Below are 24,600 nucleotides of genomic sequence, written 5' to 3'. Positions count from 1 at the left end.
TCAGCCGCTGTGCCCGTGGTGGCCGCCGTGCCCGGCCCCGTGGTCGAACTTCATCGCCTCGGGCGGCATCACGACGAACGGCCGCATCATGCCCATGTCCTCGTGCTCCAGCAGATGGCAGTGGTACATGAACCGCCCGTACGCGCCGTCGAACTTCCCGAGCACCTTCACCAACTGCCCGGCAGGCACCCGGAAGACGTCCTTCCAGCCCTGCTCGTTCGGTGCCGTCGCGATCGTGGTGCCGTGGTCGAACGCCACCGGGGAACGGGTTCCGCCGACCGCCGGATCGAAGCCGTCGAGCTTGTACGCCTCCCGGCCCATCACCTGGAAGTCCGCCAGATGGATGTGCATCGGATGCGTCGGACCGCCCAGGTTGAGGAACGACCACTGCTCGTAGCTGCTCTCGCCCACCGTGAAGCCGAGACCGTCGTTGAAGGTCCGCGCGGTCCTGCGGTACGTGCGCACCGTGCCGTCCTCGCCCCGCACCTGGATCACACCGTCCGAGGGCACCGGCACCTCGGCGGCGTCCTCGACCTCGGCCATCTCCCAGATCTCCGGGTGACCGCCACCGCCGACCGTGCCGGGCACCGTCAGTACCACGAGCCGGTGCCCGTGCTCCACCTCGCCGTGCTCGTACCGCCGGAAGGAACCCGACAGCACCTCGGGCAGCTCGAAGCCGTCCCGGCGCCCCGTCTCCCGCACCCGGAACTCCATCACCTGCGGGAACGGCACGTTCGCGGCGGGGTCCGGAACCCCGGGCGCGAGCCTGCCCCGGTTGACCAGCCGGACCCGGCGGCCGGCCAGCGCCGAGAAGTCGATCAGCAGGTCCATCCGCTCGGCCGGAGCGATCGTCAGCTGCGGCAGCACCTCGTCGAAGTCGACCGGCACCGGGCGCGGCAGCAGCCCGCCGTCACTGCCGATCTGCCGGATCACGCCCGGCACCGGGTTGTTCTCCTCGTCCACCAGCACCAGGTCGTAGATCCGCGCGTTGGACGCGTTGACCAGCCGGAAGCGGTACCACGCGTCGTCCACGTCCAGATGGGGCCAGATACGGCCGTTGACCGTCGTGTACGGGCCGAGGAACGGCAGCGACACCGGCTTCCCGGTCTCCGGGTCGGCCTCGGAGATCACCGTCGTCTTGTGCAGCAGCCGCCCGTTGAGCCGGCCGTCCTCGTCGGTGTCCAGATTGCGGTCGGCCAGGATCAGCGGCAACTCCCGGTCGCCGGACGGCAGACCGAGCGCGTCCTCCTCGTCGTCCCTGATCAGATAGGTGCCGACGAGCCCGGCGTACACGTTCCACCGGGTGATGTTCATGGCGTGGTCGTGGTACCAGTACTGCGTGGCCTGGTGGTCGTTCGGGTACTCCGACAGCTGCGCGTCGCCGAAGCCGACCGCGTTGTCCGCCCAGCCGTCGTTGCCGCCGCCGGTCTGCGCGCCGTGCAGATGCGTCACCGTCCAGGCGGGCAGCGCCGCGACGTCCTCGTTCGGCTTCACCCCGTCGCGTCCGGGACGGTTGTGCGGCGCCGGTTCGCCCTGCTTGACCGGACCGACCTCCACCGCCGTGACCGGGTACTCGCTTCCCCCGGGGATGCGGTTGGTCCAGGCGATCCTGATCCGCTCCCCGCGCCGCACCTCGATGGTCGGCCCCGGCACCGTGCCGTTGTACCCCCACATCAGGGTCGGCGGCAGCTGCGCGTGCAGCCGCACCCAGGCGGGCGAGAGGGTGATCTCCGTCTCGCGCAGCACCTCACCGGTCTGCGGGCGGAGCACCGGCGGAACGGGCAACGCGTCGGTGTACGGCACGAGTCCGCCGACCGGCGCCCCGAGCGCGGCCGCCTCGGAATCGGGCCCCCGCCCCTCGCTCCGCCGGCCGGTCCGCCCCGTCTTCTCCATGATCTCGGCGATTTCGGTCAAGGTACTTCCCCCATGATCCGCGATTTCACTGCTGGTGGACCACGCGACCCCTGCCCCCGCAGGTAATGATTCGGTGGCCCCTGTGTATCGAAGGACCGCCTGGAAGCCGCAGCAGTTCATCGATGGGGGCAATCTGACCAAAACCGGTACGGTCCACCGGGCGGACGGCAATCGTTTCCCGCCAACGCGGCGCGCCGCCGTGACACCCTCACTGGGCGTACGGTTGTCCGCGATCGATCTTCGCAAAAAGACGGAAACAGGAGACCACGGTATGTCGCAGCAGGTGCAAGGAGTCATCGCACCGGGGAAGAACGAGCCGGTACGGATCGAGACGATCGTGATCCCGGACCCGGGCCCCGGCGAGGCCGTGGTGAAGATCCAGGCGTGCGGTGTCTGCCACACCGATCTGCACTACAAGCAGGGCGGGATCAACGACGACTTCCCCTTCCTGCTCGGCCACGAGGCCGCGGGCGTGGTGGAGTCCGTCGGCGAGGGCGTCACGGACGTCGCCCCCGGCGACTTCGTCGTCCTCAACTGGCGTGCCGTGTGCGGCCAGTGCCGCGCGTGTCTGCGCGGCCGCCCCTGGTACTGCTTCGACACCCACAACGCGAAGCAGAGGATGACACTGCTCGACGGCACGGAACTGTCGCCGGCCCTCGGAATCGGCGCGTTCGCGGAGAAGACCCTGGTCGCCGCCGGCCAGTGCACCAAGGTCGACCCGGAGGTCTCCCCGGCCGTCGCCGGACTGCTCGGCTGCGGTGTGATGGCGGGCATCGGCGCCGCCATCAACACCGGACAGGTCGGCCGCGGCGACTCGGTCGCGGTGATCGGCTGCGGCGGTGTCGGCGACGCGGCGATCGCCGGCGCCCGGCTGGCCGGCGCGGCGAAGATCATCGCCGTGGACATCGACGACCGCAAGCTGGAGACGGCGAAGACGATGGGCGCCACGCACACCGTCAACTCCCGCTCCACCGACCCGGTCGAGGCGATCCGCGCGCTGACCGACGGCAACGGCGCGGACGTCGTCATCGACGCGGTCGGCCGCCCCGAGACGTACAAGCAGGCCTTCTACGCCCGCGACCTCGCCGGCACCGTCGTCCTGGTCGGCGTCCCCACCCCGGAGATGCAGCTGGAGCTGCCGCTGATCGACGTCTTCGGGCGCGGCGGCTCGCTCAAGTCCTCCTGGTACGGCGACTGCCTGCCCTCGCGCGACTTCCCGATGCTGATCGACCTGCACCAGCAGGGCCGGATCGACCTCGGCGCGTTCGTCACCGAGACCATCGGGCTCGGCGACGTCGAGCAGGCCTTCGCCCGGATGCACGACGGCGACGTGCTGCGCTCGGTGGTGGTCTTCTGATGACCGCCCGCGTCGACCACCTGGTCACCTCCGGCACCTTCGCCCTCGACGGCGGGGAATGGGACGTCGACAACAACGTCTGGATCGTCGGCGACGACACCGAGGCGATCGTCATCGACGCCGCCCACGACGCCGCCGCCATCGAGGCCGCGCTGAACGGCCGTACGCTGCGCGCCATCGTCTGCACGCACGCGCACAACGACCACATCGACGCCGCCCCGGCCCTCGCCGGGGCGACCGGCGCCCCGGTTCTGCTGCACCCCGACGACCTGCCGCTGTGGAAGCAGACCCACCCGGACCGCCTCCCGGACGGCGAACTGGCCGACGGCCAGGAGCTGGAGATCGCCGGAACGACCCTCCGGGTCCTGCACACCCCCGGTCACGCCCCGGGCGCCGTCTGCCTGTACGCCCCCGGCCTGTCCACCGTCTTCACCGGGGACACGCTCTTCCAGGGCGGACCCGGCGCCACCGGACGGTCCTTCTCCCACTTCCCGACCATCGTCGCGTCGATCCGGGACCGGCTGCTCACCCTCCCGCCGGAGACCACCGTCCGTACCGGACACGGCGACTCCACCACCATCGGCGCGGAGGCCCCGCAGCTGGACGAGTGGATCGCCCGCGGTCACTGAGAACCGCGGACCCTCACCGGTCCGGCCACGCGGAGAGCCGCAGGCCGCTCTCGAAGCGGCGCGGTTCGCCCGTGACCGGATCGGTGAACTCCAGTACCCGGGCCAGGAGTTGGAGCGGACGCGAGAAGTCGTCCGGTGCCCCCTCGGCCTCGACCACCGGATAGACCGGGTCGTGGACGATCGGCAGCCCCAGGCCGTTCATGTGGACCCGCAGCTGATGGGTCCGCCCGGTGGCCGGCAGCAGCCGGTAGCGGCCGAGCCCCTCACGGTGCTCCAGCAGCTCGATCCGGCTCTCGCTGTTCGGCTCGCCCGGCTCCTCGCGCGCGGCCACGATCCCGCGCTCCTTCACGATCCGGCTGCGCACGGTCCGCGGGAAGGCCCGCGCGGGATCGTACGGCGCCACCGCCTCGTACTCCTTGCGTACCAGCCGGTCCCGGAACATCGTCTGGTACCCGCCCCGCTCCCCGGGCCGTACGACGAACAGCACGAGGCCCGCGGTCAGCCGGTCCAGCCGATGGGCCGGCTGGAGCGCGGGCAGCCCCAGCTCGCGGCGCAGCCGGGCCACCGCGGTCTCGGTGATGTGCCGGCCGCGCGGCGTCGTCGCCAGGAAGTGCGGCTTGTCGGCGACGACGAGATGCTCGTCGCGGTGGACGACCCCGACCGGGAACGGCACCGGCACCTCCGGCGCGAAATCCCGGTGGAACCAGATGTACCGGCCCGCCGCGTACGGCTCCTCGGCGGCGACCGGGCCCCGCACCGAGACGAACCGGCCCTCGGCGAACATGGCGTCCACCCGCCGCGCCCCGATCGCGTCCGCGAACCGCGCCAGCAGATGATCACGCACCGTCGGCCACGCCCCGTCCGGATCCTCCGGGAGCCGCAGCCGGACCGGATCGATCCCGTCCCGCTGCGGCAGCGGCGCCGCCGGGGGCTTCGCGCGCCCCCTCACCGGGGAACGCCGACCACTACGGCGGTGCTCATGGTGCAGGCTCCTCGTTCCGTCGCCCCGGGGTGTGCGCCCATTATCGCCGGTCACCGGGCCGGAGCCGTCACGCCCCCGGCAGCGTCACCTCCAGCGGACCGCAGCCGATGCGCTCCGCCTCGGCGGAGACATAACCCGGCAGCAGCGCGCGGGTGAGGCCGAAGTCCCCGTCGGCCACCGGTTCCAGCTGCTCCACCATGAAGACCACGGGACCGGTCTGGCAGGACGCGCGGTAGAGCGCCCTGGCGCCGTCGAACCTGCCGTACCCGTTGGTGCCCTTCACGGACAGACCGGCCTTGAGCGCGTCCCGGGAGAAGATCTCGGTCAGCGCCGCGTCCGTCACCGTCGTCATCCGCAGCGCGGGGCGGTAGCCGCCACCGGCCTCGCAGATCCGGGCGGGCCCGCCGTCGCCGCCGAGACGGGTCCGGACCAGGTCCTTGCGGTACGCCGCGGGAAGTGTGAGGCCCTTGATGCCGCAGAAGGCATCGGCCTCCGTGTCCTGCTGCGTCACGAGGGAGGGCAGGTCACGAGGCGCCCGGTAGGTGCCCGAGCAGCCGAACTCGCGAATGGCCCCGTTGGCGGCCTCCACCACCGCACGGGTCAGCGCCGCCCGGTCCTCCCGGTCGTACTCCGCCGAGACCTCCAGCCCGGCCTGCCCCATGGCGACGTCCACCACGGTGGGGCCGGTGAACTCGTCCCGTCCGGTACAGCTCTGCGGGAGGGCCAGCCAGGCACGCGTGGACGAGGTCATCCCGGGCAGCCCGTCGCCGAGCGCCACCAGACCGGCCGCGAGGTACTCCCGCGGCCACTCGTGCGCGTCGGTGCCCCGCAACCCGTCCAGCCGGTGCACCCGCACGGTCACCTGGCGGCGGGCCATGTCGTCCTTGTAGCTGGTGATGCGGCACTGGCCGTACGAGGACTCCTGGTCACGAGGGTTGGCCTGCAGCGACTGCTCCTCGGCCTCGGTCCTGCGGTCGCCGAAGAGGTCCGACACGGTCGTGTCGGTGAGCGAGTCCCAGCAGGGCGCGGGACCGACCAGCGGAAGCGTGTCCGTGCGCCAGGCCACCGCACCGGCGCCGAGGAGCGCGCCGACCAGCCCGGCGGCGGTGACGGCACGGGCGGTACGGCTGCGCAACAGACGCCGCAGCACCGGAACGCGATCGGGAGCGGGCTCCGGCCCCGGAGATCTGCACTCCTGCTCCTGGTCCCGAGGCTCAGGAACCGCGGTCCTCTCGTCGTTCCCGTCCACAGCCGCTGCCCCGTTCTCCCTGGTTCCTTCGGTCGCTCCGGTCTCTCCGCCGCTCACGCGCCCTCACCGGCCCCGCACCCGATGCGCTTGCTCACGGACTCGGTGAAGTTCTCGAACACCCGCCGGTCGTCCGGCCGCCCCGAACCCTTCAGTCCCGACTGGACGTTCCCGTAGAACACGGTCGGCCGCCCGTCGCACTCGGTGCGCACGAGTCCGTGCCCGGCCCCTTCGGGCAGCCCCGCGAACAGCGCGGCCATACGCGGATCGCCGGCCATCACGTACTGCGCCGCCGGTTCGTCGGGCGTCCCCGGCGTCTTCCACACCACCGAACAGGTCTGGAGCCGCCCGTCGACCACACCCGCCTGCTCCCGGTACCTGGCGCCCGGGCCGAACCCGAAGGTCACACCGGGTATCCGGCACAGCGGCTTCCCGGCGGACCCGTCGTCCTCGGCGACCGTGACGAACGGCGACGTCACGCGCAGCGGCTCGCCCGGAGCGCAACCGGCCTCGCGCATACCGGTGTTCGCGGCGTCCAGCAGCATCCGGGCGACCTCGGACCGGCTGCCGATCGTGAACGGCATGGCCAGCTTGCCCAGATGGCCGTCGCCGGTGCTCTCGCTCCGGATGGTCACCGTGGACGGCCGGCCGTCCACATCGCAGGCAGCGGGCAGGACCAGCATGGCCCGGTCCCCGGCGACCAGCCCGTCCAGCCCGTCCGGCAGGCGGGAGGCGGACCCGTGGAAGTACCGGCCTATCCAGGCGCGGTGTTCCTCGGCACCGGAGGGGACCGGACCGTACTCGACGGTGACCTGCTCCTTGAACCGGAGCGGCTCGTCCGCGTCGTCGTCCGGCACCGTCGAGGTCACCGTGACCGTGCAACTGGCCCGGAGGTGGCCGGCCGAGGGCGGCGCGGACTCGGTGGCACGCCGCTCCGAGCCGGACTTGGCGAGCCCGTCGTCACCCAGGAACGGCACACCGCTGTTCTGCTCCCACGCCCCCCAGCAGTAGCTGTCCCGGAACGGCGGGCTGTCCGTCGCCCACAGCCCGATGCCGGAGGCGAGCACCGCCGCGGCGACCGTCCCGGCCAGTATCGCTCCGCGCCGTCCGCGCCTGCCGCCCATCGCATTCCCCCGTGAAGTACCAAGATCGCGCAAAGCCCCGATGGTACGTCGTCGGCTCAGGGGCACGGGCCGGGCCCCGCCCCGCCGCTCAGCCCGACGGCGAGAACACGAAGGAGAACTCCGCGGGCCGTGCGTCGAGCCGGTGACCGGCCGTCACCCCCGGCCCGCACGACCCCGAACCCACCCCCTGCATCGCGTGATCCAGATTCACCCAGACGCTCCCGCCGGCCCGCAACTCCGGTACGTGACCGGCCGCATCGAGCTGTTCGCTCGTCCACCGCCGCGCGGTGAACCAGAACGGTCCGCCTCCCTCGATCCGTACGCCCGCCCCGCTGCCGTCCGTCAGCTCCGCCCACCGGACGTCGGCCCGCGCACCGTTCTCCTGGGGCCGTACGTACGGCGTCTGCATCTCGTCCACGGACATCCGCCACCGGCCGAGCACCGAGGCGGCCCGGGTGTCCGGGTAGGCCTCCCCGGGCCCGCCGCCGAACCAACGCGCCGCGCCGTACCGGGCGGGCAGCCCGAACCGGACGCCCAGCCGGGGCAGCGGCACCCGCCACTCGCCCTCCGGCACCACGGACACCGTCAGCCCCAGCCGCTCCCCGTCGGCCGTCCACCGGAACGCGGTACGCAACCCCAGCTCGCCCCCGGCCGGCGCCACCCTGGTCCGTACGACCAGCGCGTCCTCGCCGGCCTCGACCGCGTCGAGCCGGTGCCGCATCCGGTGCAGCCCCGACTCCCGCCACCGCGGCCCGTACTGCTCGTCCGGCTGCCACGCGGCCCCGTTGTCGTTGTCGGTGGGCGCCCGCCAGACATCCAGCCGGAACCCCTCCAACGGCACCGCGCCCAGCCGCACCGGGTCCCCGGTCGCCGCGTCGAAGACCCCGGGGCCCAGGGTGACCAGCCCCTCGGCCCGCTCCGGCCGCGCGCCCCTCGCGACGGCGGGAACGACGGGCGCGCCCGCCTCTGCCTGCCCCCACGCCACCACATGCCCGCGCTCGCCCCAGGCGGTGTCCCGGGCCAGCACCGCCCGTACGGTCCACACCCCGGCACCGTCCATCGGCAGCCGCACCTGGGCCGACGCACCGGGCGCGAGCTCCGGCACGGCGAGCGCGCCCGATCCGACAGGCACCCCGTCCACCTCGTGCGACCACTCGAAGCCCAGGTGCGCCGAACCCGCGAAGTCGTACCCGTTGGTGACCCGGACCGAACCCGCATCCGTCAGTGGTTCGATCCGCACCGGCTCGATGACCTTCTTGTACTCGATCAGCCCGGGGGAAGGCGTGCGGTCGGGGAAGAGCAGCCCGTCGCAGACGAAGTTCCCGTCGTGCAGCTCCTCGCCGAAGTCCCCGCCGTACGCGAAGCCGTGCTCGGGGTGGGCGATGCCGTGATCGATCCACTCCCAGACGAATCCGCCCTGGCAGCGCCCGTACCGCTCGAACAGCCGCTGGTATTCGCCGAGCCCGCCCGGACCGTTGCCCATCGCATGCGCGTACTCGCACATCAGGAACGGCATCGCACGCCGTCGCGCGTCCGCCTCCGGGTCGGGCAGCGGCTCCTCCGCCCGGCGGCCGATCAGCTCGACCTCGGCGTGCGTCGGGTACATCCGCGAGTACAGGTCGACGTCCCGGCAGGAGGGATCACCCTCGTAGTGCACCAGCCGCTCCGGATCCCGGCCCCGGATCCACCCGGCCATGGCGCTCAGCCCGCGCCCCGTCCCGCACTCGTTGCCGAGCGACCAGATGATCACCGAGGCGTGGTTCTTGTCGCGCTCCACCATCCGCGCGGCCCGGTCGAGCAGCGCCGGGGTCCACCGCTCGTCGTCCACCGGGTTGCCGCGCCAATCCTGACCGGAGAAGCCGTGCGTCTCCAGGTCGCATTCGTCGATCACCCAGAGCCCCAGCTCGTCGCAGAGATCGAGGAAGGCGGGATGCGGCGGATAGTGGCTGGTCCGTACGGCGTTGATGTTGTGCCGCTTCATCAGCACCAGGTCGCGCCGCATGGTCGCGGTGTCCACCGTCCGCCCGGTCTCCGGATGGAACTCGTGCCGGTTCACCCCGCGGAACAGCACCCGCCGCCCGTTGACCCGGACGTTCCCGTCCTCGACCACGACGCTGCGGAACCCCACCCGCAGCCCGATCCGCTCGCCGGAGGTCACCAGCTCCCCGTCGTACAGCCGGGGCGTCTCGGCCGTCCACGGCTCGACGGCGACGGTCACCGCCTCACCCGCCGCGACATCGATCCCCAGCTCGGGCACCAGAACCCGCCCCTCTGCCCCCGCGCACTCCACCCGCAAGGTCCCGGACCCGTCGCGGTGGTCGTACCCGGCGTGCACGAAGAAGTCCAGGGGCGCACCCGGCGGCCGCTCCAGCAGGGTCACGTCGCGGAAGATCCCGGGCAGCCACCACTGGTCCTGGTCCTCCAGATAGCTCCCCGACGACCACTGGTGCACCCGCACCGCCAGCACATTGCCCGCGGGCCGCAGCAGCCCGCCGACGGCGAACTCGTGCGGCAGCCGTGACCCCTTGAAGTCGCCCAGCTCCACGCCGTTGAGCCAGACCCGGGCGCAGGACTCCACCCCGTCGAAACGGAGCAGCACCTCCCCGTCCCCCGGCCACCCGGCGGGCAGGTCGAAGCTCCGCAGATGGTCGCCGGTCGGGTTCTCGGCCGGTACCCTCGGCGGATCCACCGGGAAGGGATACACCACGTTCGTGTAGGCGGGCGCCCCGCCGGCCCCCTGGAGCACCCAGTGCCCCGGAACCGCGACCGTCGCCCACCCCGAGGCGTCGAACCCGGGGCGCGCGAACGACTCGTCCCGGTCGGCGGCACCCGGCGAGAGCCGGAACAGCCACTGGCCGTTCAGCGACATCCGCCCGGCGTCCGAGTCCGCGTACCAGGCCCGCGGCGCCGTCCCGCCGGATCCGGGGGCCATGTCCTCGTACCAGGGAAGGGCGGGCGCGTGCGTGCGGATCACAGCGGGACTCCTCACTCGGGGCACAACGCAGAAGCGCCGATCAGGATTGCTCCTGATCGGCGCTCTGCCTTGTGTCCGAGGGGGGACTTGAACCCCCACGCCCGATAAAGGGCACTAGCACCTCAAGCTAGCGCGTCTGCCATTCCGCCACCCGGACAAGGTGTCTGTCTCGCGGGCCCCGGCCCGTTCCGACGTGGAAAACAATAGCAAACATTCGGGGGTGCTCGATCACGCCCGGGACCGTGTGAAGGACGCATGACGAGGGGCGGGTGCCCTTGGGTGTGCGGGCCGGGCGCGGGAGGATGAGGGGGAGCACCGCAGCGACAGTGGAAGGAAGCAGCGTGAGCGAGACCAACACGGCCCGGACCGTCTCCGGCGAGGACGAGGTCGTGGACCTCTGTCGTGAGCTGATCCGGATCGACACCAGCAATTACGGGGACCATTCGGGACCGGGGGAGCGGGGCGCGGCCGAGTACGTCGCGGAGAAGCTCGCCGAGGTCGGGCTGGAGCCGCAGATCTTCGAGTCGCACAAGGGCCGCGCCTCGACCGTGGCCCGGATCGAGGGCGAGGACCCGTCCAGGCCCGCGCTGCTCATCCACGGTCACACCGACGTGGTTCCGGCCAACGCGCACGACTGGACGCACCACCCGTTCTCGGGCGAGGTCGCGGACGGCTGCGTGTGGGGCCGCGGCGCGGTCGACATGAAGGACATGGACGCGATGACCCTGGCGGTCGTCCGTGACCGGATGCGCAGCGGCCGCAAGCCCCCGCGCGACATCGTGCTGGCCTTCGTCGCCGACGAGGAGGCGGGCGGCACGTACGGCGCGCGGTACCTCGTGGACAAGCACCCCGGTCTCTTCGACGGGGTCACCGAGGCGATCGGCGAGGTGGGCGGTTTCTCCTTCACGGTGAACGAGAAGCTGCGGCTCTATCTCGTCGAGACGGCCCAGAAGGGCATGCACTGGATGCGGCTCACCGTGGACGGCACCGCCGGTCACGGCTCGATGACCAACGACGACAACGCGATCACCGAGCTCTGCGAGGCGGTCGGGCGGCTCGGGCGGCACAAGTGGCCGGTCCGGGTGACCAAGACCGTGCGGTCCTTCCTCGACGAGCTGTCCGACGCGCTCGGCACCCCGCTCGACCCGGAGGACATGGAGGCGACGCTCGCCAAGCTGGGCGGCATCGCCAAGATGGTCGGCGCCACGCTCCGCAACTCCGCCGCCCCCACCATGCTGGGCGCCGGCTACAAGGTGAACGTCATCCCGGGCCAGGCCATCGCCCATGTCGACGGCCGGTTCCTGCCCGGCTACGAGGACGAGTTCCTGGCCGACCTGGACCGGATCCTCGGCCCGCGCGTGAAGCGCGAGGACGTGCACGGCGACAAGGCGCTGGAGACCAGCTTCGACGGCTCGCTCGTCGACGCGATGCAGGTCGCCCTGAAGGCGGAGGACCCGATCGCCCGTGCGGTGCCCTACATGCTCTCCGGCGGTACCGACGCCAAGTCCTTCGACGATCTGGGCATCCGCTGCTTCGGGTTCGCCCCGCTGAAGCTGCCGCCGGAGCTCGACTTCGCGGGCATGTTCCACGGTGTGGACGAGCGCGTTCCGGTGGACGGTCTGAAGTTCGGCGTGCGCGTGCTCGACCGTTTCATCGACAACTGCTGACGCCTTGCCGGATTTCCGCCGACTTTCCGCACCAACAATCGCCAGCGTGTGCGGATTTGACCGGAACGAGTGAAAGGGTCCATACGCTCGTAGCCCGATTAGCTCTTCCTCGTTACAAGTGATGCGGTCCGCGGCTGGGACCGCATTGCCAACTAGGAGGAACAATGATCAAGAAGGTCGTCGCTGCTGCGGCTGTCACCGGTGGTCTGGTGCTCGCGGGTGCGGGCATGGCCGTCGCGGACTCCGGTGCCCAGGGCGCCGCTGTCGGCAGCCCCGGTGTGATCTCGGGCAACAACATCCAGGTGCCCATCCACGTGCCGGTGAACGTGTGCGGTAACACGATCTCCGTGATCGGGCTGCTGAACCCCGCCTTCGGCAACACCTGCATCAACGCCTGACGTTGTGCGTCAACCCGTAAGGGTTTGAACCCGGTCGGCCCCGGAGTGCACGCCATGCGCTCCGGGGCTGCTGGGTACTCCGCCCCCGCACGGTCAAGTCCGGGGGTTTTCCGGAAGGTAAGAAGGCAGGAATCAACCTATGCGACAGGTCACGCGTAAAGGCCTGATCACCATGGCGGCCGCGGGCGGCGCGCTCGCGCTGAGTGGCGGCTATGCGCACGCGGACGCGGGAGCGTCCGGCGAGGCGACGAATTCCCCGGGGGTGCTGTCAGGGAATTCGGTACAGATCCCGGTCCATGTACCGGTCAACGTGTGCGGCAATTCCGTGGACGTCGTGGCACTGCTCAACCCGGCGTTCGGGAACACCTGCGGAAACGGTTCGCAGGGCGACTCCCCGGGCAAGCACGTCTCCGGCAGCCACGTCTCCGGCGACCTCACCCAGGCGAGCCGGCCCGGCAAGGGCAAGCACCGGGCCCCCATCGGCGGCGGGGCGACGGCCCAGGGCGGCGCGACGGGCTCGCCGGGGGTGCTGTCCGGCAACAACATCCAGGTACCCATCGACATCCCAGTGAACGCCTGTGGGAACAGCATCACCATCGGTGGTCTGCTCAACCCCACCTTCGGCAACGACTGCGAGAACACCCCGGAGGCCGTCACACCGCCCCCGGTCACCCCGGTCACCCCGGTCACCGAGCACAAGCCCCCGGCGCCGGAGAAGCCGCCCGTGCCGAACGTGCCCGAGACGCAGAATGTCCCGCAGCTCGCACACACCGGAGCGGGCGGGCTCGACCTGCTGATCCCGGCGAGCGCCGGCCTGCTGCTGGCGGGTGCGGGCACGGTGCTCTACCGCCGCGCCCGGGCGTCCGCGTAGCGGACCGGGACCGGCGCCACAAGCGCCACGAAGGGAGCGGGCCCGCGGATGCCGGGCCCGCTCCGACTCACCAGGTGGCCCGGAGCTGGCGGATGATCCGCCGCCGCAGGCGCACCCTTCGACTGCCGTCGCGACGCAGCGTCAGCCGGTCCAACTCCCAGTGACCGTACTCGGCGTGGTCGGTCAGCAGGCGGGCCGTCTCCTTCCGGGACACCCCGCGCGGCACGTACACATCGACAAATTCGTATTCCGGCATCGCATCTATTGTGCGGGCAGAGCCCGTGTACGGATAGCGTCTGCACTATGTCTGATGCTGCGCAGCCCACCGCTGCCGAGGTACGCGCCGCCGCCGAGGCGGTCAAAGCCGCGCTCGACCACCACCTCGCGGCCGTCGAACGCCGGACCGGGGACGACGATGTGGCCGTCTATGACGCGTTCAACGCACTGGCCGCTGCCGCCGAGTTCTACGACGAGCTGCTCTACGACCGGTACGACGAGGTCACCCCTTTCGAGATCCCGGGTGCGGAGGATTCGCTGCCGCCCTACACCGGACCCGAGGAACCGAACGCACTCAGTGTGCTGATCCGGCGCGACTACGCGGTGGTGGAGCCGCCGAGGCTGCTCGCACAGGCCCAGCGGATCGCCGACCTCGACCAGGACGAGCGCGGCGGGAGCGCCGCGGTGGTCGGCTCCAGCGTCCACGCGGCGCTCGGCGTGCTCTTCGGGGAGTACGAACCCGACGAGATCGCGTCCCGGCACACGGAGTTCGGCCTGGAGGAGGGGGACTCCACGCTCTGGGTCACGGCCGCCGAGGACCTGCCCGAGGCTGGGGAATGGCTCGGCGCACCCTTCGACGACGCGGATCCACAGCTGGTGGTCTGCCGCTTCGACGTCAGCGCCGTCTTCGACGAGGACGAACCGGACGAGGAACCGGCCCGCCTGGCGGCGGACAGCTCCTGACCCCCTGCCGGACGGGCCCGAGCCGGGCCCGTCCGGTGCCGGCGTCCCCGCCGGGGGCCGGTCAGCCGGCCGGGGTCTCCAGCAGGGTGCGCAGCCTCGTCGTGCGGTCCTGGGCCGGGGGCTGGGCGACCGCGCGGGGCAGCGCCTGATCCACCCCGTGCACCACGGACAGATGCCGCTCGCCCCGGCCGAAGGCGGTGTACACCCAGGAACGGCTCAGCCCCTGCGCCGCGTCGCCCGGCAGCACGACGACCACCGCGGGCCAGCGCATCCCGGCCGCCTGATGTGCGCTGAGGGCCCAGCCATGGCGTACGGAGGACTCCACCCGGTCCTGGGCCACGACGACCTCTGTGCCCGCGCAGTCCAGATGCAGACCCTCGGCGTCCGCCGAGACGACCACGGCGGGCTCGGCCCTGCCGGGTGCCGGGACATGGACGACGCGGTCGCCCGGGTCGAATCCGCCGAACCGGCCTGGACCGGGGTTGAGCCGCTGCTTCAACGCCGCGTTCAGCGCCCGGGTGCCCGCCTGGCCGCCGTGGCCGACGGTGATCACCTGGGTGTCCGACGACGGTACGCCGATGGCGCGCGGCACCGAGTCGGCCACCAGCTGCACGGTGCGGTGCACCGCCTCGCCCGCATCGCGCACGGGGACGATCACCACCTCCTTGCCGGGCGCCTCGACCTGGTTCAGCTCGCCGATGCCGATGCCGGAGACCAGCTCGCCGATCGGCCCCGGATCCGGCGTACGGGAGACGATCTGCGGGCACGCCCGGGCCGCCAGCACATCCGCGAACACCCGCCCCGCACCGGCCGATCCCAGCACGCCCGGATCGCCGCTGAGCACCAGCCGGGTGCCGTCGGCCAGCGACTCGACCAGGATCGCGGCGGTCTCCACGTCCAGCTGCGGGGCGTCCAGCACGACGAGCAGGTCGACGGCGATCGCCCCTTCCCCGTCGCGCCCCGGGCCCTGCTCGGCCGACAGCAGCCCGGCGAGGGTGACGGCCGTCTCCGGATCGCCGGTCGCTTCGGCCAGCCGGCGCCTGCCGTCGGCGCTGTGCGCGGCGCCCAGGGCCCGCAGCCCGAGGGCGCGGGCCGCGGTGATCAGGGCGGCGGGCTCGGCCCTGGCGGCCTCGCCCCCGGTGTGTGCCACGAGACCGTGGGCCGCGACCGCGCGGATCAGCTCGGCCGCGGAGGGGGAGCCCGCGGCCGAGACGGCCTGCGACCAGTCGGCGTCCTTCTCGCAGGCGTTGACCAACCGGGCCAGCCCGTCGGCGAGGCTCTCCTCGGCGAGTGCGTAGCGGTCGAGACCGAGCAGCACCTGCACCGGCTCCTGCCCGGCCTGCCCGGCGCCCGCGCCTTCGTCCCCGCCCTCGGTCCCGTCGGACTCCGCGGGTGCCTCGAATTCCTGGCCGTCGTGGACCTGCTCGTCCTCCTGGCCGTCCTGGAAGACCAGGACGACTCCCTCGGCGACGGCATGCTGCACGGCCGCCTCGGGATCGGCCACCGAACGCTCGGCCAGCGCGGCCCGTACCTCCGACGCGTCCAGCGCCGTGTGGCCCCGGAGCGCGGCCCGCTCCAGCAGCCAGCCGACCAGGGCGGCGGTCCGCCGCTCGTCGTCCGGGCCGCACTCGGCGCCGAGCAGGGCCCGCGCGAATCCGTCGGCCTGTTCGGGCTTGACCCCCGGCACGCCCAGCAACTGCCAGGGGTCGGTGCGCAGGGCGTCGGCCGCCTGCGCCCCGAGGGTCTCGGCCGCGGGACCCGCCAGCGCCGCCGGAGCCCCGCCCTCGGCCAGCACGGCGGCGGCCGCGGCGACGGCCTCCGGAGAAGCGCTCCGCGGTGCCTGCGCCGGTTCCGGAACGTGGGGGCGGGCCGGGGCGGGGGCGGGGGCGGTCCGGCGCGGGGCGGCGGGTGCGGGGGAGTCGAAGAACGAGGTGGCGGACTGCTCGCCGCTCTCCACCGCGCGCACCGCCGCCAGCAGGTCGGCCGCCTTGCCGCTCAGCTTCCCCCCGGCGGCGATGGGGCCCTCCTTCTCGGCCTTTCGTCTCTCGATCCGCTCCCGCAGCTCACGCTGCGCGGCGAGCTCGGCCTCGGCCTCGGAGAGCGGCGCGGGGGCGGCACCGGCGTCCGTCCCGGCTGCGGCGTCGGCGTCCGGCCCGGCGCCGGAGCCTCCGGCAGGGTTGGCAGTGTCGTCGGTGTCGGGAGCTTCGGCCGTGGGGGCACCTGCTTCGCCGTCCGCCGTCGCTTCGCCCACGGCGTCCGTTTCGCCGTCCGCCGTGCCGTCGGCCGTGCCGTCCGTCGCTTCAGCCCGTTCGCCGGTCCCGGGGGCGCCGCCGTCCGTCTCCGGCCCGTCCCCGGTGGACGGGGCGGGCACGGCGGCGGAGGGCGCGACGTCGTCGTCGGCGGCCGGGGAGCCGGGGGATTCCCCCCGGGGAAGCGCAGTCACAGCGTGCTCCAGTCCTGGTCGGGATAGCGGTGCACGGGCGCCGACACATCGTCGAGCGCCTGGCAGATCTCGTCAGGAAGACTAAGCGCCTCCACTGACAACGCCTCCGCGAGCTGCCGCGCGTTGCGCGCGCCGACGATCGGGGCCACCACCCCCGGCCGGTCCCGGACCCACGCGAGAGCCACCTGGAGCGGCGTCGTGGCCAGCCCGTCCGCCGCCGTCGCCACCGCTTCCACCACACGGCTCGCGGCCTCGTCGAGATACGGCTCGACGAACGGAGCGAGCAGCTCCGAGGCACCGCGCGAGTCCGCCGGAGTGCCCGACCGGTACTTCCCGGTGAGGACGCCGCGGCCCAGCGGGGACGAGGGCAGCAGCCCGACACCGAGATCGAGGGCGGCGGGCACCACCTCGCGTTCCACCCCCCGCTGCAACAGGGAGTACTCCATCTGGGTGCTCGCCACGCGGGTGCGCACCCCGGGCGAGGCGAGCTGCCAGGTCGCCGCCTTGGCCAGCTGCCAGCCGCAGAAGTTCGACACCCCCGCGTACCGGGCGCGCCCGCTGGACACCGCCAGGTCCAGTGCCTGGAGCGTCTCCTCCAGCGGGGTCACCGGGTCGAAGGCGTGGATCTGCCACAGATCCACATGGTCCGTGCCGAGCCGTTCCAGGGAGTCGTCCAGCGCCGCCAGCAGATGCCCGCGCGATCCGTCGAACCGGCGGTACGGATCGGCCACGCTGCCGGCCTTCGTCGCGATGACGAGATCACGCCGGGGCACCAGGCCGTCGAGGAGCTGGCCGAGGAGGTACTCGGCCTCCCCACCGCCGTACACATCGGCCGTGTCGACCAGCGTGCCGCCCGCCTCCCAGAAGGCCTTCAGCTGTTCCGCAGCGTCGTGGTCATCGGTGTCCCGGCCCCAGGTGAGGGTGCCGAGCCCGATCCGGGACACTCGAAGGCCGGTGCGGCCGAGATGCCTCTGCTCCATGGGCGCTGAGATTACTGGCCAGAACCCCACCCGGCGGAAGCCTGTGGACAACCCGGCGTCAAGTCGCCCCTGCCGGATCGCGCCGCCGCGCGCTAGAGTCCGGAGCTCAGGGACGTTACTGATCGGTAAGGGGAGCGGCTATGCGGCTCGGCATCAATCTCGGTTACTGGGGTGCGGGAATGGACGGCGACAACCTCGCCGTCGCCCAGGAGGCCGACCGGCTCGGATACGACGTCTGCTGGGCGGCAGAGGCGTACGGCTCCGACGCGCCGACCGTGCTCTCCTGGGTCGCCGCCCGGACCGAGTCCATCGACGTCGGCTCCGCGATCATGCAGATCCCGGCCCGCCAGCCGGCCATGACGGCGATGACCGCCGCCACCCTCGACTCGCTCTCCGGCGGCCGGTTCCGGCTCGGCCTCGGCGTGTCGGGGCCGCAGGTCTCCGAGGGCTGGTACGGCGTCAAGTTCGACAAGCCGCTGGCCCGCACCCGGGAGTACGTCGAGATCGTCCGCCGGGCGATGTCCCGCGAGCGGCTCTCGTACGAGGGCGAGCACTGGACGCTGCCGCTGCCGGACGGTCCGGGCAAGCCCATCAAGCTGACCGTGCACCCGCAGCGCGAGCACATCCCGCTCTACATCGCGGCGATCGGCCCGAAGAACCTGGAGCAGACCGGCGAGATCGCCGACGGCGCGCTGCTGATCTTCCCCTCCGCCGAGCACCTTGAGGACACGGCGGTGAAGTACCTGCGGGCGGGCCGGGAGAAGGCGGGCCTGACCATGGAGGGCTTCGACGTCTGCCCGACCCTGCCGCTCGCCGTCGGCGACGACGTCAACGGCCTCGCGGACATGTTCCGTCCGTACACCGCCCTGTACGTGGGCGGCATGGGCAGCCGCAAGCAGAACTTCTACAACCAGCTCGCGCAGCGCATGGGCTATGAGAAGGAAGCCGCCGAGATCCAGGACAAGTACCTGTCCGGCGACAAGAGCGGCGCCGCCGCGGCCGTACCGCACCGGCTGATCGACCAGACCACGCTGCTCGGACCGGTCGAGCGGATCGCCGAGCGGATGCAGGCCTACGCAGCGGCCGGTGTCACGACACTGACCCTCGCCCCGGCCGGGTTCACGCTGGAGGAGCGGCTCACGGCCCTGCGGGCCGGTACGGACGCGCTGGAGCGCTCCGGGCTCGCGTAACAGGTCCCGGACGCCGCCGGGAGCGGCACCGCGGCCGTGGTGGGGGCTCGGGGCCTCCCCGCCACGGCCGTCACGCGTATCAACGCGGGCACGGTCGGGCGGTTACGCCGGCCCGCGCCCCATCCGGCGTAGCCGGGACCCCTTCCTGTTGCCCGCCCGGGTGCGCCGCACTTGACTGGCGCTCGGTGGATGCGGCACGGAGGTGGCGGTCATGCTCTCGGCAAGGAACCTGTTCCAGGAGATTCTCGACGACGACGAGTCCTTCCGGCTGTTCTGCTCCATCGCGGCCGGCGGGGAGTCCCAGGGCGGCTGGGAGAACGGCCGGATCGCGGCCCTGGCGCCCGAGAGCCAGCGCGCCCTGGCGCCCAAGATCGCCCGGCACGGCGCCGACGAGGACAAGCACGGCCGGATCTTCAACGCGCTGCTGAAGAAGCGCGGGCTCCGGCCGGCGGAGGTCCCGCACGAGACCGACTACACGATGCTGCTGGAGAAGCACGGCATCGGCCTCGCCCATGAACAGCTGCGGGGCGAGGAACGGCTCTCCGAGCGCGACATCGTCACCTACCTCGCGCACAGCAGGGTCACCGAGCAGCGCGCCTCCGAGCAGATGGCACTGCTCAGCAGGCACTTCGCCGACCACCCCGACCTCGGCCGCGCGGTGAAGATGATCTCGAACGACGAGGACAACCACCTGGCGTACTGCCACGAGGAACTGCTCCGTCTCGCCCGGGACGGACACGGCCGCACCATCCAGCGCACCCTGCGCGAGTGCGCGCTCGCCGAGATCCGGGTGTACCGCGACGTCAGCCTCGCCGTGATGGATCACATGGGCCGCATCCTGGGCTGGCCCCGGGCCAGATCGGTGCTGCTGGCCGCCGGGATCCACGCCGTCTACGTGTACGAACGGCTCGTGGGCTGGCGGCGGATGGTGAGTCTGGAACAGCCCGAGCGGCGCGACGCGCTGGGCGGCCCGGCCACGCCGGAGCCGGGATTCGCCTGAACCGGGAACGAACCGGGGCGAGCCGCTCGCGAGCCGGGTGCGGTGACCGCCCGTCCGTCAGAGCCAGCCGCGGCGCTTGAACTGCCGGTACAGCGCGAACACCGTGGCACCCATCAGTCCGATCACCACCGGATAGGCCCACACCCAGCGGAGTTCCGGCATGTGCTCGAAGTTCATGCCGTAGATCCCCGCCACCATGGTCGGCACCGCGGCCATCGCCGCCCAGGCCGAGATCTTGCGCATGTCGTCGTTCTGCCGCACGCCCACCTGGGCCAGATGGGCCGAGAGGATGTCGGAGAGCAGCCGGTCCAGCCCCTCCACGTACTCGTTGGCGCGCGTCAGGTGGTCGCCGACGTCGCGGAAGAACGGCTGCGAGTGCTCGTGGACGAACGGCACGTCCGCGCTCGCCAGCCGGGACATGGGAGCGCTCAGCGGCCCGGTGGCCCGGCGGAACTCCAGGATCTGCCGCTTGAAGGTGTAGATGCGGGCCGCGGTGCTCTTGGTGTCGGCACCGCCGACCGGCGCGAACACCTCGGTCTCCAGCTCCTCCAGGTCGACCTGGAGCTCGCCCGCCACCTCTATGTAGTGGTCGACGACGGCGTCGCTGATCGCGTACAGCACCGCGGTGGGCCCGTGCTTGAGCACCTCCGGCTCGGCCTCCAGCCGCCGGCGTACCGCGGCGAGCGGCGCGCCCTCCCCGTGCCGGACCGTCACGACGAAGGAATCGCCGATGAAGGCCATGAGCTCGTCGGTGGTGACCGTGTCGCTGCTCTGCTCGTACACCACCGGCTTGATGACCGCGAAGAGCGAGTCGTCGTACACCTCCAGCTTGGGACGCTGATGGGCGCTCAGGGCGTCCTCCACGGCCAGCGGGTGCAGCCCGAACTCGCTGCTGACGAGGTCGAACTCCTTCTCCGTCGGTTCGTGCAGCCCGATCCAGAGAAAGGCGTCCCCGGTGGCCCGTGCCTTGGCGAGCGCATCGGAGAAGTCGGCGGGGCCGTCGGTGCGGCGCCCGTCCCGGTAAATGGCACAGTCCACGATCACGGCGCGCATTCTTCCCTGCCGCGCTCCCCGGCGCACCTCGCCGGCGGCGTCCCGATCCGGACGAAAGGCCCTACGCTGGCCCGCATGCCCACCCTGATCCTCGTACGCCACGGACGCTCCACCGCCAACACCGCCGGGGTGCTCGCGGGCCGCACCCCCGGGGTCGCGCTCGACGAGCGCGGCGCGGAGCAGGCCGCCGCCCTGCCCGGCCGGCTCGCCGGGCTGCCGCTGGCCGCCGCCGTCAGCAGCCCCCTCCAGCGCTGCCGGGAGACCCTGCGGCCACTGCTGGCCGCCCGGCCGGAGCTGGAGCTGCACACCGAGGACCGGATCAGCGAGTGCGACTACGGCGACTGGTCGGGGCGCAAGCTCGCGGAGCTCGCCGACGAACCGCTGATGGGCGTCGTGCAGCAGCATCCGTCGGCCGCGGCGTTCCCCGGCGGCGAGTCGATGCGCGGCATGCAGGCGCGCGCGGTCGACGCGGTGCGGGACTGGAACGCCCGGATCGAGGCCGCGCACGGCGACGACGCCGTGTACGTGATGTGCTCGCACGGCGACATCATCAAGGCCCTGGTCGCCGACGCGCTCGGCATGCATCTCGACCTCTTCCAGCGGATCCAGGCCGACCCCTGTTCGGTCACCGCGATCCGCTACACCAGACTGCGGCCCTTCCTGCTGCGGCTCGGTGACACCGGTGACCTCGCCCCGCTGGCGCCCCGCGAGCACCCCCGCCCGGCGGCGGACTCGGACGCGGACGCGGCGGTCGGGGGCGGCGCTGGGGCGCCGTGATCGCTTCGCGCAGTAGGGTGGACGCTCCGTAGGCCCCGGGGCCCGTCCGGCGGATCGGAGGCCGGACGGCCCCGGCCCGGGGAACGGACGTCCCGGGCCCGCGCCACCCCTCATCCACCGTCGAATTCAAGGGAGACAGGACGTGTCCCGTCAGGTGTTCCTCTACGACCCCCCGGACCGTTTCGTGGCCGGTACGGTCGGGCTGCCTGGACGCCGTACGTTCTTCCTGCAGGCATCCTCAGGCGGACGTGTCACCAGCGTGGCCCTGGAGAAGACCCAGGTCGCCGCGCTCGCCGAGCGGATCGACGAACTGCTCGACGAGGTGGTGCGGCGGACCGGCGGAAACTCCCCGGTGCCCGCCGTCGCGCCGATGGACGTCACCGACACCGCGCCGCTGGACAACCCCGTCGAGGAGGAGTTCCGGGTCGGCACGATGGCGCTCGCCTGGGACGGCGAGGAACAGCGCATGATCGTCGAGGCACAGGCGCTGGTCGAGCTGGACGTGGAATCCGACGAGGATCTCGCCGAGGCCGAGGAGCGGCTGCTCCAGGACGAGGAGAACGGTCCGCCGATGCTCCGGGTCCGCCTCAGCGGCGCGCAGGCCAGGGCCTTCGCCAAGCGCGCCCTGGACGTGGTGAACGCCGGCCGTCCGCCGTGCCCGCTGTGCAGCCTGCCGCTCGACCCGGAAGGACACGTATGCCCGCGCCAGAACGGATACCGTCGCGGAGCCTGACCGGCGCCGACCTGGTCGGTCTGCTCACCGAGGGCGAACTCACCGTCCTCGGACAGATCCGCGGCGCGTCCAACGCGGTGCTCTACTGCACCGTCGCGCGCGACGGCGAGGAGGCTCCCTGCGTCTACAAGCCGGTGGCTGGCGAACAGCCGCTGTGGGACTTCCCGGACGGCACGCTCGCCGGGCGCGAGGTGGCCGCGTACGAGATCTCCGAGGCGACCGGCTGGGGCCTGGTGCCGCCCACCGTGCTGCGGGACGGCCCGTACGGCGAGGGCATGTGCCAGCTGTGGATCGACGCGGCCTCCCGTGACGACGCGGACGGCGAGGACGCGGACGGCGAGGACGACGGGGCGGGCGGGCCTCGGCTGCTCGCGCTCGTCGAGGACGAGGAGCCCGGCGAGGGCTGGAAGGCGGTGGCCCGGGCCGAGGTCGGTGCGGGCCGGACGGCCCTGCTCGTCCACGCGGACGACGCCCGGCTGCGGCGGCTGGCCGTCCTCGACGCCGTGATCAACAACGGCGACCGCAAGGGCGGCCATCTGCTGCCCGCCCCGGACGGGCGGCTCTACGGCATCGACCACGGTGTGACATTCAACGCCGACGACAAGCTGCGCACGCTGCTCTGGGGCTGGGCGGGAGAGCCGCTGACGGCCGAGGCCGTCGAGGTCGTCGAACGGCTGGGGGCGCAACTCGCGCCGGGCACCCCGCTCGTCACCCGGCTGGGCGAGCTGATCACCGAGGCCGAGATCGAGGCGCTGCGGGGCCGTGTGGCGGGGCTGAGGGCGAGTGGACGGCACCCGGAGCCGAGCGGCGAGTGGCCCTCGATCCCCTGGCCGCCGGTCTGAGCGGAGCGGGGGAGGAACGGGGCGCGGGGCGCGGACCGGGGTACCGGGGCCGCGTCCCGAAGCGGATGGAGCGCCCCGGCGCAAGAGCGCCTCTTCGGTCAAGATCCGGCATCCGGTTCGTATCCGGAACATGCATCCGGTTACGCTCGTGGCATGCATGCCTGGCCCGCTTCTGAGGTCCCCGCCCTGCCTGGCAAGGGCCGCGACCTTCGGATCCACGACACCGCGACCGGCGGACGGATCACCCTTGACCCCGGTCCCGTCGCCCGCATCTACGTCTGCGGCATCACGCCGTACGACGCGACCCACATGGGTCATGCGGCGACCTACAACGCGTTCGACCTCGTTCAGCGCGTGTGGCTCGACACCAAGCGGCAGGTTCACTATGTCCAGAACGTGACCGACGTGGACGACCCGCTCCTGGAGCGGGCCGTGCGCGACGGCCAGGACTGGACCGAGCTCGCCGAGCGCGAGACGGCCCTGTTCCGCGAGGACATGACTGCCCTGCGCATGCTTCCGCCGAAGCACTACATCGGCGCCGTGGAGGCGATACCCGGCATCGTCCCGCTGGTGGAACGGCTCCGCGACGCCGGCGCCGCCTACGAGCTCGACGGCGACGTGTACTTCTCCGTCGAGACCGACCCGCACTTCGGCGAGGTCTCCAACCTCGACGCCGAGGCGATGCGGCTGCTCTCCGCCGAGCGCGGCGGCGACCCGGAGCGCCCCGGCAAGAAGAACCCGCTCGACCCGATGCTGTGGATGGCCGCCCGCGAGGGCGAGCCGAGCTGGGACGGCGCCTCGCTCGGCCCCGGCCGGCCCGGCTGGCACATCGAGTGCGTCGCCATCGCCCTCGACCACCTCGGCATGGGCTTCGACGTCCAGGGCGGCGGGTCCGACCTCGCCTTCCCGCACCACGAGATGGGTGCCTCGCACGCCCAGGTGCTGACCGGGGAACACCCCTTCGCCCAGGCCTATGTGCACGCCGGAATGGTCGGCCTGGACGGCGAGAAGATGTCCAAGTCCAGGGGCAACCTGGTCTTCGTCTCGCAGCTGCGCCGCGACGGTGTGGACCCGGCGGCGATCCGGCTGGCACTGCTCTCGCACCACTACCGGTCCGACTGGGAGTGGACGGACCAGGTGCTCGCCGACGCGGTGGAGCGGCTCGCCCGCTGGCGGGCCGCCGTCTCCCGGCCCGACGGACTGCCCGCCGACGCGCTGGTCGAGGAGGTCCGCGAGGCCCTCGCCGACGACCTGGACGCGCCGGCCGCGCTGGCCGCCGTGGACCGCTGGGCCGAGCGGCAGATCGCCGACGGCGGTACGGACGAGGGCGCGCCCGGCCTCGTCTCGCGCACCGTCGACGCGCTGCTGGGCGTCGCCCTGTAGCGCCGCACCGGGGGACAACCCGCTGACATCCACCGGACGTTCCGGACGAACCGGCCTTGGACTTCTCGACGAAGTTC

Annotated in this window: 21 protein-coding genes and 1 tRNA gene; 12 read left to right on the top strand and 10 right to left on the bottom strand. The window is 72.4% G+C overall.

Annotated elements, in window-relative coordinates:
- Positions 1-1,893 carry an O-aminophenol oxidase PhsA gene (phsA, locus tag ACGF8B_RS16965; RefSeq protein ID WP_392739293.1) on the bottom strand — a complete coding sequence of 631 codons (1,893 nt, stop codon included), beginning with the start codon at positions 1,891-1,893 and terminating at the stop codon, positions 1-3.
- A gap of 292 nt (positions 1,894-2,185) precedes the next feature.
- Between phsA and ACGF8B_RS16960 the strand changes: the two genes are divergently transcribed.
- On the top strand, positions 2,186-3,271 hold the full coding sequence (locus ACGF8B_RS16960) for an S-(hydroxymethyl)mycothiol dehydrogenase (protein ID WP_392739025.1): 1,086 nt from the start codon (positions 2,186-2,188) through the stop codon (positions 3,269-3,271).
- Complete coding sequence (locus tag ACGF8B_RS16955; RefSeq protein ID WP_392739022.1) at positions 3,271-3,900, top strand: MBL fold metallo-hydrolase; 630 nt, start codon at positions 3,271-3,273, stop codon at positions 3,898-3,900. Before ACGF8B_RS16960 ends, ACGF8B_RS16955 begins: the two co-directional genes overlap by 1 nt.
- A 13-nt stretch (positions 3,901-3,913) precedes the next feature.
- On the opposite strand, the gene ACGF8B_RS16950 is transcribed toward ACGF8B_RS16955, so the two are convergent.
- The 5 genes from ACGF8B_RS16950 to ACGF8B_RS16930 all read right to left on the bottom strand — a co-directional run bounded on the left by ACGF8B_RS16950 (position 3,914) and on the right by ACGF8B_RS16930 (position 10,383).
- Complete coding sequence (locus ACGF8B_RS16950) at positions 3,914-4,849, bottom strand: pseudouridine synthase (RefSeq protein ID WP_392739019.1); 936 nt, start codon at positions 4,847-4,849, stop codon at positions 3,914-3,916.
- A gap of 100 nt (positions 4,850-4,949) precedes the next feature.
- Entirely contained in the window at positions 4,950-6,032 is a 1,083-nt protein-coding gene (locus ACGF8B_RS16945; protein WP_392739017.1) for a hypothetical protein, read from the bottom strand.
- A gap of 152 nt (positions 6,033-6,184) precedes the next feature.
- Positions 6,185-7,252 carry a hypothetical protein gene (locus tag ACGF8B_RS16940; protein WP_392739014.1) on the bottom strand — a complete coding sequence of 356 codons (1,068 nt, stop codon included), beginning with the start codon at positions 7,250-7,252 and terminating at the stop codon, positions 6,185-6,187.
- Positions 7,253-7,340: 88 nt separating this feature from the next.
- Positions 7,341-10,184: a glycoside hydrolase family 2 TIM barrel-domain containing protein gene (locus ACGF8B_RS16935; protein ID WP_392739291.1), complete on the bottom strand. Its 2,844-nt coding sequence runs from the start codon at positions 10,182-10,184 to the stop codon at positions 7,341-7,343.
- Between the two features lie 114 nt (positions 10,185-10,298).
- A tRNA-Leu gene (locus tag ACGF8B_RS16930) sits at positions 10,299-10,383 on the bottom strand.
- Positions 10,384-10,567: 184 nt separating this feature from the next.
- Between ACGF8B_RS16930 and ACGF8B_RS16925 the strand changes: the two genes are divergently transcribed.
- The 3 genes from ACGF8B_RS16925 (at position 10,568) to ACGF8B_RS16915 (ending at position 13,162) form a co-directional block, all read left to right on the top strand.
- Positions 10,568-11,893: a M20/M25/M40 family metallo-hydrolase gene (locus tag ACGF8B_RS16925; RefSeq protein ID WP_342280778.1), complete on the top strand. Its 1,326-nt coding sequence runs from the start codon at positions 10,568-10,570 to the stop codon at positions 11,891-11,893.
- Positions 11,894-12,057: 164 nt separating this feature from the next.
- Positions 12,058-12,291, top strand: a complete 234-nt coding sequence (gene chpH, locus ACGF8B_RS16920; RefSeq protein ID WP_259929665.1) for a chaplin ChpH — start codon at positions 12,058-12,060, stop codon at positions 12,289-12,291.
- 139 nt (positions 12,292-12,430) lie between these two features.
- Positions 12,431-13,162, top strand: coding sequence for a chaplin (locus ACGF8B_RS16915; protein ID WP_392739010.1), 732 nt, complete (start codon positions 12,431-12,433; stop codon positions 13,160-13,162).
- A gap of 67 nt (positions 13,163-13,229) precedes the next feature.
- Here the strand turns inward: ACGF8B_RS16915 and ACGF8B_RS16910 are convergent, their stop codons facing one another.
- The gene (locus ACGF8B_RS16910; RefSeq protein WP_030918345.1) at positions 13,230-13,418 is read right to left on the bottom strand and encodes a DUF5703 family protein; all 189 of its coding nucleotides are present in this window, start codon (positions 13,416-13,418) and stop codon (positions 13,230-13,232) included.
- A gap of 47 nt (positions 13,419-13,465) precedes the next feature.
- Here ACGF8B_RS16910 and ACGF8B_RS16905 point away from each other — a divergent pair, with 47 nt between their 5' ends.
- Positions 13,466-14,122 (top strand): hypothetical protein, encoded by a 657-nt coding sequence (locus ACGF8B_RS16905; RefSeq protein ID WP_392739008.1) that lies wholly within the window; start codon positions 13,466-13,468, stop codon positions 14,120-14,122.
- Between the two features lie 61 nt (positions 14,123-14,183).
- Here the strand turns inward: ACGF8B_RS16905 and ACGF8B_RS16900 are convergent, their stop codons facing one another.
- Both ACGF8B_RS16900 and ACGF8B_RS16895 read right to left on the bottom strand, forming a co-directional pair.
- Positions 14,184-16,565 carry an ATP-dependent RecD-like DNA helicase gene (locus tag ACGF8B_RS16900; protein WP_392739006.1) on the bottom strand — a complete coding sequence of 794 codons (2,382 nt, stop codon included), beginning with the start codon at positions 16,563-16,565 and terminating at the stop codon, positions 14,184-14,186.
- Complete coding sequence (locus ACGF8B_RS16895; RefSeq protein ID WP_392739004.1) at positions 16,562-17,545, bottom strand: aldo/keto reductase; 984 nt, start codon at positions 17,543-17,545, stop codon at positions 16,562-16,564. Before ACGF8B_RS16895 ends, ACGF8B_RS16900 begins: the two co-directional genes overlap by 4 nt.
- A 140-nt stretch (positions 17,546-17,685) precedes the next feature.
- Here ACGF8B_RS16895 and ACGF8B_RS16890 point away from each other — a divergent pair, with 140 nt between their 5' ends.
- Positions 17,686-18,735: an LLM class F420-dependent oxidoreductase gene (locus ACGF8B_RS16890; RefSeq protein WP_266917023.1), complete on the top strand. Its 1,050-nt coding sequence runs from the start codon at positions 17,686-17,688 to the stop codon at positions 18,733-18,735.
- Between the two features lie 211 nt (positions 18,736-18,946).
- Positions 18,947-19,735 (top strand): ferritin-like domain-containing protein, encoded by a 789-nt coding sequence (locus ACGF8B_RS16885; protein ID WP_392739002.1) that lies wholly within the window; start codon positions 18,947-18,949, stop codon positions 19,733-19,735.
- A 57-nt stretch (positions 19,736-19,792) separates the two neighbouring features.
- Here ACGF8B_RS16885 and corA read toward each other — a convergent pair whose 3' ends face one another.
- Positions 19,793-20,788, bottom strand: a complete 996-nt coding sequence (gene corA, locus ACGF8B_RS16880; protein WP_392739000.1) for a magnesium/cobalt transporter CorA — start codon at positions 20,786-20,788, stop codon at positions 19,793-19,795.
- A 75-nt stretch (positions 20,789-20,863) separates the two neighbouring features.
- Here corA and ACGF8B_RS16875 point away from each other — a divergent pair, with 75 nt between their 5' ends.
- From ACGF8B_RS16875 to mshC, 4 genes are all read left to right on the top strand, one after another.
- A complete protein-coding gene (locus ACGF8B_RS16875; protein ID WP_342280769.1) occupies positions 20,864-21,565 on the top strand; it encodes a histidine phosphatase family protein in 702 nt (233 codons plus the stop codon).
- A gap of 142 nt (positions 21,566-21,707) precedes the next feature.
- Positions 21,708-22,298 (top strand): DUF3090 domain-containing protein, encoded by a 591-nt coding sequence (locus ACGF8B_RS16870; protein ID WP_392738998.1) that lies wholly within the window; start codon positions 21,708-21,710, stop codon positions 22,296-22,298.
- A complete protein-coding gene (locus ACGF8B_RS16865; RefSeq protein WP_392738996.1) occupies positions 22,262-23,140 on the top strand; it encodes an SCO1664 family protein in 879 nt (292 codons plus the stop codon). The genes ACGF8B_RS16870 and ACGF8B_RS16865 overlap by 37 nt, the downstream gene beginning before the upstream one ends.
- A gap of 153 nt (positions 23,141-23,293) precedes the next feature.
- Complete coding sequence (mshC, locus tag ACGF8B_RS16860; protein ID WP_266917032.1) at positions 23,294-24,523, top strand: cysteine--1-D-myo-inosityl 2-amino-2-deoxy-alpha-D-glucopyranoside ligase; 1,230 nt, start codon at positions 23,294-23,296, stop codon at positions 24,521-24,523.
- The last annotated feature ends 77 nt before the right edge of the window (positions 24,524-24,600 follow it).

This window comes from Streptomyces sp. NPDC047917 (assembly GCF_043204345.1).
GTDB classification, from domain to species: Bacteria; Actinomycetota; Actinomycetes; order Streptomycetales; family Streptomycetaceae; genus Streptomyces; species Streptomyces sanglieri.
This window is presented reverse-complemented; position numbering and strand designations above follow the sequence as displayed.